Genomic DNA, 17,992 nt, shown 5'->3' with positions numbered 1-17,992 from the left:
GCGAAGCTAATCATGAATACATTACGCATTGGCCTGATCTCGGTCTCCGATCGCGCCGCGAACGGCATTTATCAGGATCAGGGTATTCCCGCGCTGGAGAGCTGGCTCGGCAGCGCAATCAGCAGCCCGTTTGAGATTGAGTCCCGACTGGTGCCCGACGAGCAGCCGATGATTGAGCAGGCGATTTGCGAACTGGTCGATGAACGTTTTTGCCATCTGGTGTTAACCACCGGCGGCACCGGTCCGGCCCGACGCGATGTCACGCCCGATGCCACCTTAGCCGTTGCCGATCGTGAAATGCCTGGTTTTGGTGAGCAGATGCGCCAGATCAGCCTGCAGTTCGTACCGACCGCGATTCTGTCGCGTCAGGTCGGGGTGATCCGCAAGCAGTCGCTGATCCTCAATCTGCCTGGTCAGCCGAAGTCGATCAAAGAGACGCTGGAAGGGCAGAAGGATGAGCAGGGCAACGTAAAAGTTCACGGCATCTTTGCATCTGTACCTTATTGTTTACAGTTGCTGGAAGGGCCTTACGTCGAAACGCATTCCAGCGTAGTAGCAGCATTTCGGCCTAAAAGCGCGATACGTGAGATAAATAACTAAATATTCCCCATTTCAGGCATAAGCTATAGCCTTGCTGGTGTGGCAAAAGATTGACGGTATAGTAATAAGATCTTTACAACCTTATCTCTTTTGCCTCTGGAATATTATGAATCCGACTCACACTCAGCGTCTGACCGGTAAGGATTACAAGACCCTGGCGCTGGCCGCGCTGGGCGGCGCGCTGGAATTCTACGACTTCATTATCTTCGTCTTCTTCGCCACCGTGATTGGCGAACTCTTTTTCCCCTCGGATATCCCGGAATGGCTGCGTCAGCTGCAGACGTTTGCCATTTTTGCCGCAGGCTATCTGGCTCGTCCGCTGGGCGGCATCGTGATGGCGCATTTTGGCGATAAGCTCGGGCGCAAAAAGATGTTCAGCCTGAGCATTCTGCTGATGGCGCTGCCGACCCTGATGATGGGCGCTTTACCCACCTGGCAGACGATTGGTATTGCTGCGCCACTGCTGATGCTGCTGATGCGGATGTTACAGGGCGCGGCGATTGGCGGTGAAGTGCCGGGCGCCTGGGTGTTTGTCGCGGAACACGTGCCCTATAAACGTATCGGCATCGCCTGCGGCACGCTGACGGCCGGGCTGACTATCGGCATTTTACTGGGGTCGCTGGTAGCCACGCTGATCAATACCTCAATGTCGCAGCAGGCGATCCATGATGGCGGCTGGCGCATCCCTTTCTTCCTCGGCGGCGTGTTCGGGCTGGTCGCGATGTACCTGCGTCGCTGGCTGCATGAGACGCCGGTGTTTATTGAGATGCAGCAGCGTAAAGCGCTGGCGGAAACCCTGCCGCTGAAGACCGTGCTGGCAGAGCATAAAAAGTCGATTGTCATCTCTATGCTGCTGACCTGGCTGCTTTCCGCCTGCATCGTGGTGGTGATCCTGATGTCGCCGGTCTGGCTGCAAAAACAGCAGGGCATCGCGCCTGCGCTGACCCTGCAGGCCAACAGCATCGCCACCGTGATGCTCTGCATTGGCTGCATTATTGCCGGACTCGCGGCCGATCGCTTTGGTGCCAGTCGTACGCTGTGTGTCGGCAGCCTGCTGCTGGCGATCTGTAGCTGGCAGTTTTATCACCTGACCGCCCTCTATCCACAGCAGCTCTTCCTGCTTTATGGCATGGCGGGTTTCAGCGTCGGTATCGTCGGCGTGGTGCCCTTTGTGATGGTGCGCGCCTTTCCGGCAGAAGTGCGTTTTACCGGACTCTCATTTTCCTACAACCTCTCCTATGCGATCTTTGGCGGGCTGACACCGATCTTTGTGTCGCTGCTGATGAACGTCTCAGAGATGGCACCCTGCTGGTATGTGATGGCGCTGGCGCTGGTAGGATTGCTGACGGGGATCTGGCTGCGGCGTGATGTCAGCCACGAGCCTGACCTGCAGCAGGGGATTAACTCTTTGTAATGCGGAGACGCGGAGCCTGGCTCCGCGTCTTTTTTTTATGCGTAAAAGCAGGCTTAAAGCGATTTCGCGCCAATCGGCAGAATGGTGCGGCCAAAGGTTTCGTTCAGCACTTCACCCATCGCCAGATAGCAGGCGCTGACTCCACAGAGTATCCCGACCCAGCCCGCGGAGACCACCAGCGCCGGCAGGTGCATAAGATGAGCCACGGCCAGCAGCAGAAACAGCAGCGTGAGCGAGCCGAAAACAAACTGCAGCATCCGCGCACCTTTCAGCGTACCGACGAACATAAACAGCGTGAAAATGCCCCACAGTGCCAGCCAGGCCCCCAGGAAACGTTCGTCTGGCGCTTTTGCCAGACCCATTTCAGGTAACAGCTGGATCGCCACAAAGCTTAACCAGAACATGCCGTAAGAGGTAAAGGCGGTCAGCCCGAAAGTGTTGTTGTTTTTAAACTCCAGCAGACCGGCCAGCACCTGCGCAATTCCGCCATAAAAAATGCCCATGGCTAAAATCGCCACGTCCATGGCAAACAGGCCCGTGTTGTGCAGGTTCAGCAGAATGGTCGTCATGCCAAATCCCATTAATCCCAGCGGGGCAGGGTTAGCCAGCGTTGAATTTGCCATAGTTCCTCGGCAGTAAAATGATCGTTGATGTAATAAACGGATTTCGTCCTGCTCCCTGAGGGGAACAAGGCGACGCATCATATTCAGCGTTGTGGCAGCGTTCTTTGATCCCGACAGGGCCAAAGGTAAAAATTTTTTTTTGGTTTAGCCCTTGATGCGCATCGAAGCGGCCCCATTTACTTGTCATCGAGCGTTGTGAACGTTGGAAAAAAAGCATGTGCTGGCAGTTGAATGCAAACAACCCGCCCACATAAAAGGTTCACAACCCAAATTGGCAACGAATTTAAGTGGGAGATGTTTAGATGGGTAAGATTATTGGTATTGACCTGGGTACAACCAACTCTTGTGTTGCGATCATGGATGGCACTAAAGCACGCGTGCTGGAAAATGCCGAGGGCGATCGCACCACGCCTTCAATTATTGCGTATACACAGGATGGCGAAATTCTGGTCGGTCAACCGGCTAAACGTCAGGCAGTGACCAACCCGCAGAATACCCTGTTCGCAATTAAGCGTCTGATCGGTCGTCGCTTCCAGGACGAAGAAGTACAGCGTGATATTAAAATCATGCCGTACAAAATCACCGGCGCTGACAACGGCGACGCATGGCTGGAAGTGAAAGGTCAGAGAATGGCACCGCCGCAGATCTCTGCTGAAGTGCTGAAGAAAATGAAAAAGACCGCCGAAGATTACCTCGGTGAGCCAGTGACTGAAGCGGTTATTACCGTACCGGCTTACTTCAACGATGCGCAGCGTCAGGCAACCAAAGACGCCGGCCGTATCGCAGGTCTGGAAGTCAAACGTATCATTAACGAACCGACTGCTGCTGCACTGGCATATGGTCTGGATAAAGGCCAGGGTAACCGCACCATCGCGGTTTATGACCTGGGTGGCGGTACCTTCGATATCTCAATCATTGAGATCGACGAAGTTGACGGCGAAAAAACCTTTGAAGTTCTGGCGACCAACGGTGATACCCACCTGGGTGGTGAAGACTTCGATAGCCGCCTGATTAACTATCTGGTTGCTGAATTCAAGAAAGACCAGGGCATCGATCTGCACAACGATCCACTGGCGATGCAGCGTCTGAAAGAAGCGGCAGAGAAAGCGAAAATCGAACTTTCTTCTGCACAGCAGACCGACGTTAACCTGCCATATATCACGGCAGATGCGACTGGTCCTAAGCACCTGAACATCAAAGTGACCCGCTCTAAACTGGAGTCACTGGTTGAAGATCTGGTTGCTCGCTCAATCGCGCCACTGAAAGTTGCGCTGCAGGATGCCGGACTGTCTGTTTCAGACATCAACGACGTTATCCTGGTGGGTGGTCAGACTCGTATGCCACTGGTTCAGGCCAAAGTGACTGAGTTCTTCGGTAAAGAGCCACGTAAAGACGTGAACCCGGACGAAGCGGTCGCGGTTGGTGCTGCGGTTCAGGGTGGTGTACTGGGTGGCGACGTGAAAGACGTGCTGCTGCTGGACGTTACCCCGCTGTCACTGGGTATCGAAACCATGGGTGGCGTGATGACTTCGCTGATCAGCAAGAACACCACCATCCCAACCAAGCACAGCCAGGTCTTCTCGACTGCTGAAGATAACCAGTCAGCCGTGACCATTCACGTGCTGCAGGGTGAGCGTAAGCGCGCCAATGACAACAAGTCACTGGGCCAGTTCAACCTCGACGGTATCCAGAACGCGCCACGCGGTCTGCCGCAGATCGAAGTGACCTTCGACATCGATGCGGATGGTATCCTGCACGTGTCGGCGAAAGATAAGAACAGCGGTAAAGAGCAGAAAATCACCATCAAAGCCTCTTCAGGTCTGAGCGATGAAGAGATCCAGAAAATGGTGCGTGATGCGGAAGCGAACGCTGAATCTGACCGCAAGTTCGAAGAGCTGGTACAGACGCGTAACCAGGGCGATCAGATTGCCCACAGCACGCGTAAGCAGCTGGAAGAAGCCGGCGACAAACTGTCAGCTGATGACAAAGCGCCAATCGAAGCCGCTCTGGCCGCGCTGGAAACTGCGCTGAGAGGCGAAGACAAAGCGGAAATCGACGCCAAAATGCAGGCGCTGATGGAAGTGTCCGGCAAACTGATGGAAGCAGCACAGCAGTCTCAGGCGGGTGCAGCGGATGCCGGTGACGCGTCAGCGAAGAAAGATGACGACGTTGTCGATGCTGAATTCGAAGAAGTGAAAGACAACAAGAAATAATTGCCCCTGACCGGGCGCGACGGTTGGCCTGACAGCCGTTGAAACCAGCACGGGCGTAGGAGATCTCTCCACGCCCGTGCGATCATGTTAAGGGCTAAATAAACATGGCGAAGAGTGATTACTACGAGATTTTAGGCGTCGCCAAATCCGCGGACGAGCGTGAAATCAAAAAGGCTTACAAACGCCTGGCAATGAAATTTCACCCGGACCGTAATCCCGGTGACAAAGAAGCCGAAGCCAAATTCAAAGAGGTCAAGGAAGCGTACGAAATCCTGACCGATGCGCAGAAGCGTGCGGCCTACGATCAATATGGTCATGCAGCCTTTGAACAGGGCGGTATGGGTGGCGGTGGATACGGCGGCGGCGGCTTTGGTGGCGGCGGCGCAGACTTCAGCGATATCTTTGGCGACGTGTTCGGTGACATCTTTGGTGGTGGACGCCGTCAGCGCGCATCCCGTGGCGCCGATTTACGCTACAACATGGAGCTGTCGCTGGAAGAAGCGGTACGCGGCGTGACCAAAGAGATCCGCATTCCAACGCTGGAAGAGTGTGACGTCTGCCACGGCAGCGGCGCGAAAGCGGGAACGCAGCCACAAACCTGTTCAACCTGTCACGGTGCAGGCCAGGTGCAGATGCGCCAGGGCTTCTTCACCGTTCAGCAGGCCTGTCCGACCTGTCATGGTCGCGGCTCGGTGATTAAAGATCCGTGCAACGCCTGTCATGGTCATGGCCGCGTTGAGAAGTCGAAAACGCTGTCAGTGAAAATCCCGGCAGGGGTCGACACCGGCGATCGCATTCGTCTGAGCGGCGAAGGCGAAGCGGGCGAGCAGGGCGCACCAGCAGGCGATCTCTACGTTCAGGTCTCGGTGAAGAAACACCCGATCTTCGAGCGTGAAGAGAACAATCTTTACTGTGAAGTGCCGATCAACTTTGCGATGGCAGCGCTGGGCGGTGAGATTGAAGTACCGACCCTGGATGGTCGCGTGAAGCTGAAAGTGCCGTCAGAAACTCAGACCGGCAAGCTGTTCCGCATGCGCGGACGTGGCGTGAAATCTGTGCGTGGCGGCGCGGTCGGCGATCTGCTGTGTCGTGTCGTGGTGGAAACACCGGTCAGCCTGAATGAGAAACAGAAAGCGCTGTTGCGTGAACTGGAAGAGAGTTTTGGCGGCCCGAGCGGCGAGCATAACAGCCCACGCTCAAAGAGCTTTTTCGACGGCGTGAAAAAATTCTTTGATGATCTGACTCGTTAAGTCTGCCTGATAAAAAGTGGAGCCCCGGCTCTGATGCCAGTCAGTTAAGCGACAGGTGATAACGCAGTCTGGTGCCGCGCAGGGGCTGGCGGTCCTCGCGCCGCTGCGCGGTTCCTTCACTTCATTCCTCTGCCTGACGGACCGGCGGGGATGGCACATCCTGTGCCGCCCCGCCTTTCGCCCGCGTCCTGCGGGCTCTCCTGGCAGACTCATTCTGTTCAGCGCTGCGGATTACCTGCCCCTGCCCGACCCCAGCCTGCTCTGAAACTTCAGTGTGTAGTGTTAAAAAGGGCACGAGAGTGGAGGCCTGAGCGCCTCTGCTGCTGAAAGGGCTATCCGCAGCGCTGAGGCGTGACGGTGGGCCAGAAGTCCACGCCGGGAAGCGTGGACAGTTCGGGGCCGGCCAGGGAGGGCCGATCCCCGAACGGTTCGTCGGCACGCCGTCAAAGCCGAAGGTACCGCGTGAGCGGCGCGAGGACGGCCCGGCAGCAGCAGAGGTGCTCAGGCCCGCACTGCGGCTCGCTCGCACTGACAAAAAAGCTGCCACGTTTGACCGTGACAGCCTTTACAAATCTAATCTTAACTGACCAGCATTGGAGCCCCGGCTCCGCTTTTTTTTACTTTAAATCCCCTGCCTGTGATGGCTGCATTATCTCTCCCTCACCGCAGCACTCATAAAAATGTCGACGTTTACTGCTTTTACTGCTCGGCGAAACCGAGCATATAGCGCGGTATAAGCTGCTTTTAACGAACTATATGAATCGTTACACTGTTTAACATTCTGTCTCTGCTCAGGAAGATGAACGTTGAACAAGCCGCGCAAATTAAAGAATCTGCTAAAAAGTTTTATTGAAAGTGATGCCAGCAATGGCGTGATGTTGATCGTGGCGGCGGTCGCGGCGATGATCCTCGCCAATACGGCCGCTACCGCCCAGGGTTACCAGGCGTTGCTGAATGAACCGGTACAAATCCGCTTCGGGGCGCTGGATATCAGCAAAAACTTGCTGTTGTGGATCAACGATGCGCTGATGGCGCTTTTCTTTCTGGTTATTGGCCTGGAAGTAAAGCGTGAGTTGATGGTCGGCGAACTTGCCAGCCGTGACAAGGCTATCTTCCCGGTCATCGCGGCAATAGGCGGCATGGCGTTACCCGCTCTGATCTTCCTGCTTTTCAACCATGGTGATGAGATTGCACGTAACGGCTGGGCCATTCCTACCGCAACCGATATTGCTTTTGCGCTGGGTGTGCTGGCCCTTCTGGGCAGCCGTGTTCCCGTTGCGCTGAAAGTCTTTTTGATGGCACTGGCGATTATTGATGACCTGGGTGCCATTGTGATTATCGCTCTGTTCTATACCAGTGATCTCTCAGTACTCTCCCTGTGCGTGGCTGCTGGCGCAATTGTCGTGCTGGCACTCCTGAACCGCTTTAACGTCCGTAGAATCTCAGTCTACATACTGGTGGGTATCGTACTCTGGACCGCCGTGCTGAAGTCGGGCGTCCACGCAACCCTGGCTGGCGTCATTGTGGGCTTTTTCGTGCCTCTGGAGAAGAAAGAGGGGCACTCTCCAGCGGAACATCTGGCGCATGGTCTGATGCCGTGGGTGAACTGGATGATTCTGCCGCTGTTTGCCTTTGCTAATGCTGGTATCTCACTTGCTGGCATTACGCTGAGTGATGTCCTCTCGCCTGAACCGTCAGGTATCATCTTCGGCCTGTTAATCGGTAAGCCATTAGGCATTACGCTCTTCTGCTGGCTGGCGGTAAAACTGCGGCTGGCAGTATTACCCAACGGCACAACCATACGCGATATTATGGCGATTGGTGTGCTGTGCGGAATTGGCTTCACTATGTCAATTTTTATCAGTTCGCTGGCCTTTGATGCCGCGCATGAACAGCTGGTGACCTTTTCTAAACTGGGCATTCTGACCGGCTCTCTGCTTTCAGCCGTCATCGGCTATACGCTGCTGCGAATTAAACTGCGCTAATGGAGAGGAGGCGTAAGCCTCCTTTTTTCTATGAATCAGCTCAATTTCAATCATCTCTACTACTTCTGGCACGCCTGCCGTGCGGGATCAATTACGGCAGCAGCAGAGGCACTCTCCCTGACGCCACAGACCATTACCGGGCAGATTAAGGCACTGGAGGAGCGCCTGCAGGGCAAGCTGTTCCGGCGTCAGGGGCGGGGCCTGGTACCGACGGAGCTGGGGCAGCTGGTTTTTCGCTATGCTGACCGCATGTTTATGCTGAGTCAGGAGATGCTGGATATTGTGAATTACCGCAAAGAGTCCCATCTGCTGCTGGATGTTGGCGTGGCAGATGCGCTCTCAAAGCAGCTGGTCAGCAAGGTGCTGGAGACGGCGGTGGTCGCAGAAGAGAAAATTCATCTGCGATGTTTTGAATCGACCCACGAAATGCTGCTGGAGCAGCTCAGTCAGCATAAGCTGGATATGATTATCTCTGACTGCTCCATCGACCCCACCCAACAGGAAGGGCTATTTTCGGTGAAGCTGGGGGAATGCCCGATCAGCTTCTGGTCAACCCAGCCGCTCAGCGATCTCTCTTTTCCGGTCTGCCTGGAGACGCGTCCCCTGCTGATTCCGGGGCGCCGCTCCATGCTGGGGCGCAAAATCCTCAACTGGATCAGCACCCAGGGAGTGCAGGTGGAGATTCTCGGTGAGTTTGATGATGCGGCACTGATGACGGCGTTTGGTGCGCGACAGAATGCGATTTTTGTCGCGCCTTTGCTGGAGATGGGTCAACGTGAGGGGATATATGAAGTCGGGCGGCTCGACGCGGTATCAGAGGAGTATCACATACTCTTCGCGGAGCGGATGATTCAGCATCCGGCGGTGCAGCGACTCTGTCACGCAGACTTCAGCGAACTCTTTCCCCGCCAGGGGACAGACGAAAAAAAACCGGCGTAAGCGCCGGCTTTTTTAACAAAGCGATTAACAACAGGCGATTAAGCCAGTTTGTTGATCTGTGCAGTCAGGTTAGACTTATAACGTGCAGCTTTGTTCTTGTGGATCAGACCTTTAGCAGCCTGACGGTCCACGAGTGGTTGCATTTCATTGAATGCGTTCTGCGCAGCAGCTTTGTCGCCTGAAGCGATCGCCGCGTATACTTTCTTAACGAAGGTACGCATCATAGAGCGGCGGCTAGCGTTATGCTTACGGCGTTTCTCAGATGTTACGGCGCGTTTCTTAGCTGATTTGATATTAGCCAAGGTACAACTCCCAAATGTGTTCTATAGAGACAAATCAAAGGCCGAGGACTATGCCCTTCTAACCTGATTTTGTCAATGGATTTGTGCAAATAAGCGTCGCCCTGAGAGCGGCACTCGGTTACGTATTTGATGGCGCAGGATTCTACCAGCTTCCCCTCGCTGAATACAGTATTTCGCGACAAAATTCTTAACATGCGCTTCTGCAACAGGAAATGCAGCGCCTAAAGCATGAAAGGCGTGCTGACGGGTTAACCTGAGTCGCTTTCAAGGGTATAATCCGCCGATTTCCACCGGTTTGGGCCAGCCATGAAGTTTATCCGCGGTATTCATAATCTTAACGAGCAGCATCGCGGCTGCGTTCTGACCATTGGTAATTTCGATGGCGTGCACCGTGGGCATCAGGCGCTGATGTCGCGGCTGTGTGAAGAGGGACGTAAGCGCAATCTGCCGGTGGTGGTCATGGTTTTTGAGCCACAGCCGCTGGAGCTGTTTGCCGGTGACAAAGCGCCGGCTCGTCTGACGCGTCTGCGTGAAAAACTGCGATACATGGCGGAAGCCGGCGTCGATAAAGTGTTGTGCGTGCGGTTCGACCGTCGCTTTGCGGCCTTGTCCGCCCAGCGTTTTATCAGTGACCTGTTAGTCGAAAAGCTGGACGTAAAGTACCTTGCGGTAGGCGATGATTTCCGCTTCGGCGCTGGTCGCCAGGGTGATTTCCTGTTATTACAGAAAGCCGGTGCGGAGTACGGCTTTGAGGTCGTCAGCACCGAAACCTTCTGTGATGGCGGTAAGCGAATCAGCAGTACTGCCGTGCGTCAGGCGCTGGCCGTGGATGATTTAGCGCTGGCGCAGTCGCTGCTTGGTCACCCTTTCACTATTTCCGGCCGCGTTGTGCACGGTGATGCACTGGGACGCACGCTGGGTTTCCCCACGGCGAACCTCCCTTTACGCCGCAGCGTCTCGCCGGTGAAAGGGGTTTATGCGGTAGAGGTACGGGGTCTGACGCCCGAGCCACTGCCAGGTGTCGCCAATATCGGCACCCGTCCGACCGTAAAAGGTTTACGCCAGCAGCTTGAAGTTCACCTGCTCGACATCAATATGGATCTCTATGGTCGTCACATTGATGTGGTGCTGAAACAGAAAATACGAAACGAGCAGCGCTTTGCCTCACTGGAGGCGTTGAAAGAACAAATTGCGAACGATGTGGTAACGGCCCGGCAGTTCTTTGGGCTGCTTTAACCTGAGCGAAAAACGGAATCGAGAATCTGATGAGTGACTATAAATCTACCCTGAATTTGCCGGAAACGGGATTCCCGATGCGTGGCGATCTGGCCAAACGCGAACCGGGAATGTTGCAACGCTGGTATGCCGACAATCTGTACGGCATCATCCGCGAAGCCAAAAAAGGGAAAAAAACCTTTATCCTGCATGATGGCCCTCCGTATGCGAACGGCAGCATTCATATTGGTCACTCCGTTAACAAGATTCTGAAAGACATTATCGTTAAGTCGAAAGGCATGGCGGGTTATGACTCGCCGTATGTGCCGGGCTGGGACTGTCACGGTCTGCCAATCGAACACAAAGTTGAGCAGATGATCGGCAAGCCAGGCGAGAAAGTCACCGCTGCTGAATTCCGCGAAGCGTGCCGCAAATACGCCGCAGAACAGGTTGAAGGCCAGAAGGCGGACTTTATCCGTCTGGGCGTGCTGGGCGACTGGGATCGTCCTTACCTGACCATGGATTTCGGTACCGAAGCCAACATCATTCGTGCGCTGAGTAAAATCATCGGCAACGGCCACCTGCACAAAGGCGCTAAGCCCGTGCACTGGTGCCTGGATTGCCGTTCTGCCTTAGCAGAAGCGGAAGTGGAGTATTACGACAAAACGTCACCGTCGATTGATGTGATGTTCAACGCCATTGATGCCGACGCGGTGCGTCAGGCGTTTGGTGTGGCACAGGTTAATGGTCCGATTTCACTGGTGATCTGGACGACGACACCGTGGACGCTGCCAGCTAACCGCGCCATCTCGTTAAACGCGGAATTTGAGTATCAGCTGCTGCAGATCGACGGTCGCGCGCTGATCCTGGCAAAAGATCTGGTCGAGAGCGTGATGAAGCGCGCGGGCGTCAGCGAATGGCAGGTACTGGGCGAATGCAAAGGCGCGGCGCTGGAGCTACAGAAATTCCAGCATCCGTTCCTGGCGCTTGAGTCGCTGGTGGTGCTGGGCGATCACGTCACCCTGGAAGCGGGTACCGGTGCAGTCCACACGGCACCTGGCCACGGTCCGGATGACTATGTTATCGGTCAGAAATATGGCATCGAAACCGCCAATCCGGTCGGACCGGATGGCCGCTATCTGCCAGGCACCTATCCGACGCTGGATGGGGTCAACGTCTTTAAAGCCAACGACATGATCGTTGAGCTGCTGAAAGAGAAGGGCGCGCTGCTGCACGTTGAGAAACTGCTGCACAGCTACCCGCACTGCTGGCGCCATAAAACGCCGATCATCTTCCGCGCCACACCGCAATGGTTCATCAGCATGGATCAGAAAGGATTGCGTGCGCAGTCGCTGAAGGAGATCAAAGGTGTGCAGTGGATCCCGGACTGGGGCCAGGCGCGTATCGAATCGATGGTGGCGAACCGTCCTGACTGGTGTATCTCTCGTCAGCGTACCTGGGGCGTACCGATGGCCCTGTTCGTTCATAAAGAGAGCGAAGAGCTGCACCCGGACACGCTGGCGCTGATGGAAAAAGTGGCGCAGCGCGTTGAGCAGGAGGGGATTCAGGCCTGGTGGGATCTCGATCCGCGCGAACTGATGGGCGACGATGCCGATCATTACGTAAAAGTGCCGGATACGCTGGATGTCTGGTTTGACTCCGGTTCAACCAGCTATTCCGTGGTTGATGCGCGTCCGGAATTTGGCGGACATGCGCCTGACCTCTATCTGGAAGGGTCCGATCAGCATCGCGGCTGGTTTATGTCCTCGCTGATGATCTCCACGGCGATGAAGGGCAAAGCGCCTTATCGTCAGGTACTGACACACGGTTTCACCGTGGATGGTCAGGGCCGCAAGATGTCGAAATCGATCGGTAACACGGTTGCGCCGCAGGATGTGATGAACAAACTGGGCGCCGATATTCTGCGCCTGTGGGTGGCATCAACCGACTACTCGGGCGAAATGGCGGTCTCCGATGAGATCCTTAAACGTTCTGCCGATGCCTATCGCCGCATCCGTAACACAGCGCGTTTCCTGCTGGCTAACCTCAGCGGCTTTAACCCGGCTACCGATCTGGTGAAACCGGAAGAGATGGTGGTGGTGGATCGCTGGGCCGTCGGTCGCGCTCAGGCGGCACAGGCCGATATCGTTGCCTCTTACGAGAACTACGATTTCCACGAAGTGATCCAGCGTCTGATGCAGTTCTGCTCAATTGAGATGGGCAGCTTCTATCTCGACATCATCAAGGATCGTCAGTACACCGCGAAAGGCGATGGCCTGGCGCGTCGCAGCTGCCAGACCGCGCTGTGGCATATCGTCGAAGCGCTGGTACGCTGGATGGCACCGATCATGTCCTTTACGGCAGATGAGATCTGGGGCTACCTGCCGGGCGAACGTGCGCAGTATGTCTTTACCGAAGAGTGGTATCAGGGGCTGTTTGGCCTGGCTGAAGATGAAGCGCTGAATGACGCCTACTGGGCTGAGCTGCTGAAAGTGCGTGGCGAAGTGAACAAGGTGATCGAGCAGGCGCGTGCGGATAAACGTATCGGTGGCGCACTGGAAGCAACGGTAACGCTCTATGCCGATCCGGAGCTGGCGGCTAAACTGCAGGCGCTGGGTAATGAGCTGCGCTTTGTGCTGCTGACCTCTGGCGCACAGGTGGCTGATTACGCCCTGGCGAACGACGAAGCGCAGCAGAGTGAGCTGCTGAAAGGTCTGAAAATCGCGCTGCACAAGGCGGAAGGCGAGAAATGTCAGCGCTGCTGGCATTACACTACCGACGTCGGACAGAATCCTGAGCATGCTGAGGTCTGTGGTCGTTGTTACACTAACGTAGCCGGTGACGGCGAACAGCGTGAATTTGCCTGATGCGTAAACCTATTTTATCAACCGGATTGCGCTGGCTGTGGCTGGTGCTGGTGGTGATTGTTGTCGACTTCGCCAGCAAGCAGTGGGTGATGAACAACATGATGCTGCATGAAACCCAGCCACTGATGCCCTACCTGAACCTGTTCTACGCGCACAACTACGGCGCGGCGTTCAGTTTCCTGGCGGACAAAGGCGGCTGGCAGCGCTGGTTCTTTGCCGGTATTGCGCTGGCTATCGTGATCTCACTGGTCGTGATGATGTATCGTAATCATGCCAGTCAGAAGATCGCTAACATCGCGTATGCCCTGATCATCGGCGGCGCGATAGGCAATCTGTTTGATCGCTCATACCATGGCTTTGTGGTCGATTTTATCGATTTCTATGTCGGTAACTGGCACTTCGCTACATTTAATATCGCTGACTGCGGCATCTGTATCGGTGCTGCATTGGTGGTGCTGGAGGGCTTTTTCAGCCCGAACGGCAAACAGGCTAAACAGAAAGGGTAAGTGATGACTGAGTCCGTACAGCGCGAAAGCGCGGTGTTGGTGCATTTTACGCTGAAGCTGGAAGATGGCTCGACGGCGGAATCGACCCGTGCAAACGGCAAGCCCGCGCTGTTCCGTCTCGGTGATGGCAGCCTCTCTGCGGCACTTGAGCAGGCACTGCTGGGGCTGAAAGCGGGTGAAACTAAACAGTTTACCCTGGAACCGGACGACGCCTTTGGCGGCGTCAGCCCTGACCTGATCCAGTATTTCTCGCGTCGGGACTTTATCGATGCGGGTGAGCCGGAAGTGGGAGCCATCATGCTGTTCAGCGGCATGGGCGGCAGTGAAATGCCTGGCGTGATCCGTGAAATCTCCGGTGACTCTATCACCGTGGATTTCAATCATCCGCTGGCAGGTCGTCGTATTCAGTTTGATGTAGAGGTGCTGGAAATCGATCCCGCACTGGAGGCCAACGATGCAAATCCTGTTAGCTAATCCGCGCGGCTTCTGCGCTGGCGTTGATCGTGCCATCAGTATTGTTGAGCGCGCGCTGGAGATGTATGGCGCGCCAATCTATGTCCGTCACGAAGTGGTGCATAACCGTTACGTGGTAAACAGCCTGCGTGAGCGCGGTGCCATCTTCATTGAAGAGATCAGTGAAGTGCCGGATAACGCGATTCTGATCTTCTCCGCGCACGGTGTTTCTCAGGCGGTGCGTGCCGAAGCCAAAGCGCGCAATCTGACTATGCTGTTTGACGCTACCTGTCCGCTGGTGACCAAGGTGCATATGGAAGTGGCTCGCGCCAGCCGTAAAGGCGTTGAGGCAATACTGATTGGTCATGCAGGTCATCCGGAAGTCGAAGGCACCATGGGGCAGTACAACAACCCTAATGGCGGCATGTATCTGGTGGAGTCACCGGAAGATGTCTTCAGACTGACAGTGAAAGACGAAAACAATCTGAGCTTCATGACGCAGACCACGCTGTCGGTGGACGACACCTCTGACATCATTGATGCTCTGCGTCAGCGCTTCCCGGCGATTATCGGGCCGCGTAAAGATGATATCTGCTACGCCACCACCAACCGTCAGGAAGCGGTTCGTACTCTGGCTAAAGATGCGGAAGTGGTGCTGGTGGTGGGGTCGAAGAACTCCTCTAACTCTAACCGTCTGGCTGAGCTGGCTCAGCGTGCCGGTAAGCTGGCGAAGCTGATCGACTCTGCGGATGATATTCAGGAAGAGTGGGTAAAAGGCGTGGCCTGCATCGGCGTCACCGCAGGCGCGTCAGCGCCCGATATTCTGGTGCAGCAGGTGATCCAGCGGCTGCGTGAACTGGGCGGCGAAGCGGCAATTGAGCTGATTGGCCGTGAAGAGAATATTGTCTTCGAAGTGCCCAAAGAGCTGCGTGTCGAAGTGCGTAACGTGCAGTAACTCTGCGATATTACTGATAAAAAGGCCGACTCTGTTCGGCCTTTTTTGTTTTTTGAATCTGACAAAAAAAGTCGTTATTTGCTGCGGTGATTGCTTTTACTGATAATCACGGGCGGCTGGCATAAAATTCTTATTATCACGGATTAATAGTGGCGTGACTGTTAACTCATCGTTAACCTGATGACGCTTTGGATGCATAGTTTTGTTTTAGGAATGAATAAATATGAACACAATCCGCATTGCTATTGTGGGCGCGCCGGGCCGTATGGGCCGTAATCTGATTCAGGCAACGCAGCAGGCAGAAGGCGCTGAACTGGGTGCGGCACTGGCTCGCCCGGGCTCATCGCTGACCGGCAGCGACGCTGGTGAATTAGCGGGCATCGGAAAAAATGGCATCATCATCGCTGACGATTTACGCGCGGTGATTAACGATTTTGATGTGCTGGTCGACTTCACCCGCCCGGAAGGCACGCTGGAGTATATGGCGATCTGCCGTGAGCAGGGCAAAGCGATGGTGATCGGCACCACCGGTTTTGATGAAGCAGGCAAAGCGGCCATTCGCGCCGCAGCGGAAGATATCCCCATTGTGTTCGCCGCTAACTTCAGCGTGGGGGTTAACCTGGTGCTGAAGCTGCTGGAGAAGGCTGCCAAAGTGATGGGGGAGTACGCGGATATTGAGATCGTTGAAGCGCACCACCGCCATAAAGTGGATGCGCCCTCCGGGACCGCGCTGGCGATGGGTGAGGCGATTGCCGATGCGATGCAGTGGAAACTGGATGAGCATGCGGTCTATACGCGTGAGGGCTACACCGGCGAACGCCAGCCGCAGAGCATCGGTTTTGCGACAGTACGCGCGGGCGACATCGTCGGTGAGCATACTGCGATGTTTGCAGATATTGGCGAGCGCGTAGAGATAACCCACAAGGCTTCAAGCCGTATGACCTTTGCAAATGGCGCGGTTAAGTCCGCTTTATGGTTGAAAGATAAGAAATCTGGCCTGTTTGACATGCGTGATGTGCTGGATTTGTCGATGTTGTGAGTGTTGTTAACCATCGTGATGTGGTTGTTTCAATCGATAATCGCTTGATTGAAAAGGGGCAATGTTTTCATTGCCCTTAATTTTATCTGAAATATGCCTTCCCGATATAAAAGTTAGCTCTGACTTCTGTTTTTGCCTGTTTTCTTCATTTATTTGCTCTGCCGGATGCTGTTTTTGACCATTTGGTCAAAAATAAAGGCCGCGCTGCTTCTGTTTTGCTTTTACGCTGCCTGGCAAACGATTATTCCGCCGAGTTTTCCTCTCTTTTTGCTGCTTATGCCCGTTATTTTCCTCAGAAGGCAGATAAGGGTGAAAAAATCCCGCCGCAGGGTAGACAATGGCCAGGGCGATCATTAGAATGCGCGCAATTTGCCAAAAATCGACAATTCAGGCGGTTTTTGCATTGATTCAGGCGGCTATTTTGAATTAATATGCAGATAATGTGACTGTTTATTCCCTGGAGGATGTTTTGATTAAGTCAGCGCTCTTGGTTCTGGAAGACGGAACCCAATTCCACGGTCGGGCCATCGGGGCAACAGGGTCGGCAGTGGGAGAAGTCGTTTTCAATACCTCAATGACCGGTTATCAAGAAATCCTCACTGATCCTTCCTATTCCCGCCAAATCGTTACTCTCACTTATCCCCATATCGGTAATGTCGGAACCAATACCGCCGACGAAGAATCCAGCCAGATTCATGCGCAGGGCCTGGTTATCCGTGACCTGCCGCTGATTGCCAGCAACTTCCGTAGTGAAGAGGGCTTATCCGCCTACCTGCAGCGCAACAACATCGTGGCGATTGCCGATATCGATACCCGCAAGCTGACGCGCTTGCTGCGTGAGAAAGGTGCACAAAACGGCTGCATCATTGCGGGCGATAATCCGGATGCCGCGCTGGCGCTGCAAAAAGCTCAGGCGTTCCCGGGACTGAAAGGGATGGATTTGGCGAAAGAGGTCTGCACCACTGAGACCTACAGCTGGCAGCAGGGCAGCTGGACGCTGGAGGGAGGGCTGCCAGAGCAGGCCGACGCTGAATCACTGCCTTACCATGTGGTGGCTTACGATTACGGTGCCAAGCGCAACATTCTGCGGATGCTGGTCGATCGCGGCTGTCGTCTGACCGTCGTTCCGGCACAGACGCCTGCGGAAGAAGTACTTAAGCTTAATCCGGATGGCATCTTCCTCTCTAACGGTCCTGGCGACCCGGAGCCGTGCGACTACGCTATCAGCGCAATTCAGGCCTTCCTGAAAACAGAGATCCCGGTGTTCGGAATCTGTCTGGGTCATCAGCTGCTGGCGCTGGCCAGCGGGGCTAAGACCGTGAAGATGAAGCTGGGCCACCACGGCGGCAACCATCCGGTGAAAGATCTCGATAACAATCGCGTGATGATCACCGCGCAGAACCACGGTTTTGCGGTCGATGAGAACAATCTTCCCGCTAACCTGCGTGTAACTCACATTTCGTTGTTCGATAAAACCGTGCAGGGCATTCACCGCACTGACAAGCCCGCATTCAGCTTCCAGGGACACCCGGAAGCGAGCCCGGGCCCAGGCGATGCTGCGCCGCTGTTTGACCACTTTATTGAATTGATTGACGCATTCCGTCTGCAAGCGAAGTAATCAGGAGCTAATT

15 protein-coding genes are annotated in these 17,992 nt (G+C 55.0%); 13 read left to right on the top strand and 2 right to left on the bottom strand.

The genetic code is table 11. The annotated features are described in order from the left end of the window. Positions 1-12 precede the first annotated feature (12 nt). Both mog and LC417_RS09375 read left to right on the top strand, forming a co-directional pair. The gene (gene mog / locus LC417_RS09380; protein ID WP_223565762.1) at positions 13-600 is read left to right on the top strand and encodes a molybdopterin adenylyltransferase; all 588 of its coding nucleotides are present in this window, start codon (positions 13-15) and stop codon (positions 598-600) included. 106 nt (positions 601-706) lie between these two features. Further along, positions 707-2,014, top strand: coding sequence for an MFS transporter (locus LC417_RS09375; RefSeq protein ID WP_223565761.1), 1,308 nt, complete (start codon positions 707-709; stop codon positions 2,012-2,014). Between the two features lie 53 nt (positions 2,015-2,067). Here LC417_RS09375 and satP read toward each other — a convergent pair whose 3' ends face one another. Next, positions 2,068-2,637 carry an acetate uptake transporter gene (satP, locus tag LC417_RS09370; protein ID WP_062759475.1) on the bottom strand — a complete coding sequence of 190 codons (570 nt, stop codon included), beginning with the start codon at positions 2,635-2,637 and terminating at the stop codon, positions 2,068-2,070. Positions 2,638-2,939: 302 nt separating this feature from the next. Here satP and dnaK point away from each other — a divergent pair, with 302 nt between their 5' ends. The 4 genes from dnaK (at position 2,940) to nhaR (ending at position 9,024) form a co-directional block, all read left to right on the top strand. Continuing rightward, entirely contained in the window at positions 2,940-4,850 is a 1,911-nt protein-coding gene (gene dnaK / locus LC417_RS09365; RefSeq protein WP_010253698.1) for a molecular chaperone DnaK, read from the top strand. A gap of 104 nt (positions 4,851-4,954) precedes the next feature. Beyond that, complete coding sequence (dnaJ, locus tag LC417_RS09360; protein WP_010253699.1) at positions 4,955-6,100, top strand: molecular chaperone DnaJ; 1,146 nt, start codon at positions 4,955-4,957, stop codon at positions 6,098-6,100. Positions 6,101-6,906: 806 nt separating this feature from the next. Continuing rightward, a complete protein-coding gene (gene nhaA / locus LC417_RS09355; RefSeq protein ID WP_010253702.1) occupies positions 6,907-8,085 on the top strand; it encodes a Na+/H+ antiporter NhaA in 1,179 nt (392 codons plus the stop codon). A gap of 30 nt (positions 8,086-8,115) precedes the next feature. Next, on the top strand, positions 8,116-9,024 hold the full coding sequence (gene nhaR / locus LC417_RS09350; RefSeq protein ID WP_124889684.1) for a transcriptional activator NhaR: 909 nt from the start codon (positions 8,116-8,118) through the stop codon (positions 9,022-9,024). Positions 9,025-9,062: 38 nt separating this feature from the next. On the opposite strand, the gene rpsT is transcribed toward nhaR, so the two are convergent. After that, positions 9,063-9,326 carry a 30S ribosomal protein S20 gene (rpsT, locus tag LC417_RS09345; RefSeq protein ID WP_008925553.1) on the bottom strand — a complete coding sequence of 88 codons (264 nt, stop codon included), beginning with the start codon at positions 9,324-9,326 and terminating at the stop codon, positions 9,063-9,065. A gap of 306 nt (positions 9,327-9,632) precedes the next feature. Between rpsT and ribF the strand changes: the two genes are divergently transcribed. The 7 genes from ribF to carA all read left to right on the top strand — a co-directional run bounded on the left by ribF (position 9,633) and on the right by carA (position 17,979). Beyond that, on the top strand, positions 9,633-10,562 hold the full coding sequence (gene ribF / locus LC417_RS09340) for a bifunctional riboflavin kinase/FAD synthetase (protein WP_010253714.1): 930 nt from the start codon (positions 9,633-9,635) through the stop codon (positions 10,560-10,562). Positions 10,563-10,591: 29 nt separating this feature from the next. Beyond that, the gene (gene ileS / locus LC417_RS09335) at positions 10,592-13,408 is read left to right on the top strand and encodes an isoleucine--tRNA ligase (RefSeq protein ID WP_010671810.1); all 2,817 of its coding nucleotides are present in this window, start codon (positions 10,592-10,594) and stop codon (positions 13,406-13,408) included. Further along, positions 13,408-13,914 (top strand): signal peptidase II, encoded by a 507-nt coding sequence (lspA, locus tag LC417_RS09330; protein ID WP_010253719.1) that lies wholly within the window; start codon positions 13,408-13,410, stop codon positions 13,912-13,914. The genes ileS and lspA overlap by 1 nt, the downstream gene beginning before the upstream one ends. Before the next feature lie 3 nt (positions 13,915-13,917). After that, the gene (fkpB, locus tag LC417_RS09325; RefSeq protein ID WP_010253720.1) at positions 13,918-14,388 is read left to right on the top strand and encodes an FKBP-type peptidyl-prolyl cis-trans isomerase; all 471 of its coding nucleotides are present in this window, start codon (positions 13,918-13,920) and stop codon (positions 14,386-14,388) included. Next, positions 14,369-15,322 (top strand): 4-hydroxy-3-methylbut-2-enyl diphosphate reductase, encoded by a 954-nt coding sequence (ispH, locus tag LC417_RS09320; protein ID WP_010253724.1) that lies wholly within the window; start codon positions 14,369-14,371, stop codon positions 15,320-15,322. Before fkpB ends, ispH begins: the two co-directional genes overlap by 20 nt. A gap of 223 nt (positions 15,323-15,545) precedes the next feature. Next, entirely contained in the window at positions 15,546-16,361 is an 816-nt protein-coding gene (gene dapB / locus LC417_RS09315) for a 4-hydroxy-tetrahydrodipicolinate reductase (RefSeq protein WP_223565760.1), read from the top strand. A gap of 469 nt (positions 16,362-16,830) precedes the next feature. Beyond that, positions 16,831-17,979 carry a glutamine-hydrolyzing carbamoyl-phosphate synthase small subunit gene (carA, locus tag LC417_RS09310; protein ID WP_033756525.1) on the top strand — a complete coding sequence of 383 codons (1,149 nt, stop codon included), beginning with the start codon at positions 16,831-16,833 and terminating at the stop codon, positions 17,977-17,979. Positions 17,980-17,992 lie beyond the last annotated feature (13 nt).

Source organism: Pantoea sp. OVA07A (assembly GCF_019969975.1).
Taxonomy (GTDB): Bacteria; Pseudomonadota; Gammaproteobacteria; order Enterobacterales; family Enterobacteriaceae; genus Pantoea; species Pantoea agglomerans.
The sequence above is the reverse complement of the archived record's forward strand: the minus strand, read 5'-3'. Positions and strand labels throughout refer to the sequence as shown.

What these genes read in the sequence shown, in the direction of transcription:
- mog (WP_223565762.1), top strand. Translation starts at nt 13, where the DNA reads ATGAATACATTACGCATTGGCCTGATCTCGGTCTCCGATCGCGCCGCG.
- LC417_RS09375 (WP_223565761.1), top strand. Translation starts at nt 707, where the DNA reads ATGAATCCGACTCACACTCAGCGTCTGACCGGTAAGGATTACAAGACC.
- satP (WP_062759475.1), bottom strand. Translation starts at nt 2,637, where the DNA reads ATGGCAAATTCAACGCTGGCTAACCCTGCCCCGCTGGGATTAATGGGA.
- dnaK (WP_010253698.1), top strand. Translation starts at nt 2,940, where the DNA reads ATGGGTAAGATTATTGGTATTGACCTGGGTACAACCAACTCTTGTGTT.
- dnaJ (WP_010253699.1), top strand. Translation starts at nt 4,955, where the DNA reads ATGGCGAAGAGTGATTACTACGAGATTTTAGGCGTCGCCAAATCCGCG.
- nhaR (WP_124889684.1), top strand. Translation starts at nt 8,116, where the DNA reads ATGAATCAGCTCAATTTCAATCATCTCTACTACTTCTGGCACGCCTGC.
- ribF (WP_010253714.1), top strand. Translation starts at nt 9,633, where the DNA reads ATGAAGTTTATCCGCGGTATTCATAATCTTAACGAGCAGCATCGCGGC.
- ileS (WP_010671810.1), top strand. Translation starts at nt 10,592, where the DNA reads ATGAGTGACTATAAATCTACCCTGAATTTGCCGGAAACGGGATTCCCG.
- lspA (WP_010253719.1), top strand. Translation starts at nt 13,408, where the DNA reads ATGCGTAAACCTATTTTATCAACCGGATTGCGCTGGCTGTGGCTGGTG.
- fkpB (WP_010253720.1), top strand. Translation starts at nt 13,918, where the DNA reads ATGACTGAGTCCGTACAGCGCGAAAGCGCGGTGTTGGTGCATTTTACG.
- ispH (WP_010253724.1), top strand. Translation starts at nt 14,369, where the DNA reads ATGCAAATCCTGTTAGCTAATCCGCGCGGCTTCTGCGCTGGCGTTGAT.
- dapB (WP_223565760.1), top strand. Translation starts at nt 15,546, where the DNA reads ATGAACACAATCCGCATTGCTATTGTGGGCGCGCCGGGCCGTATGGGC.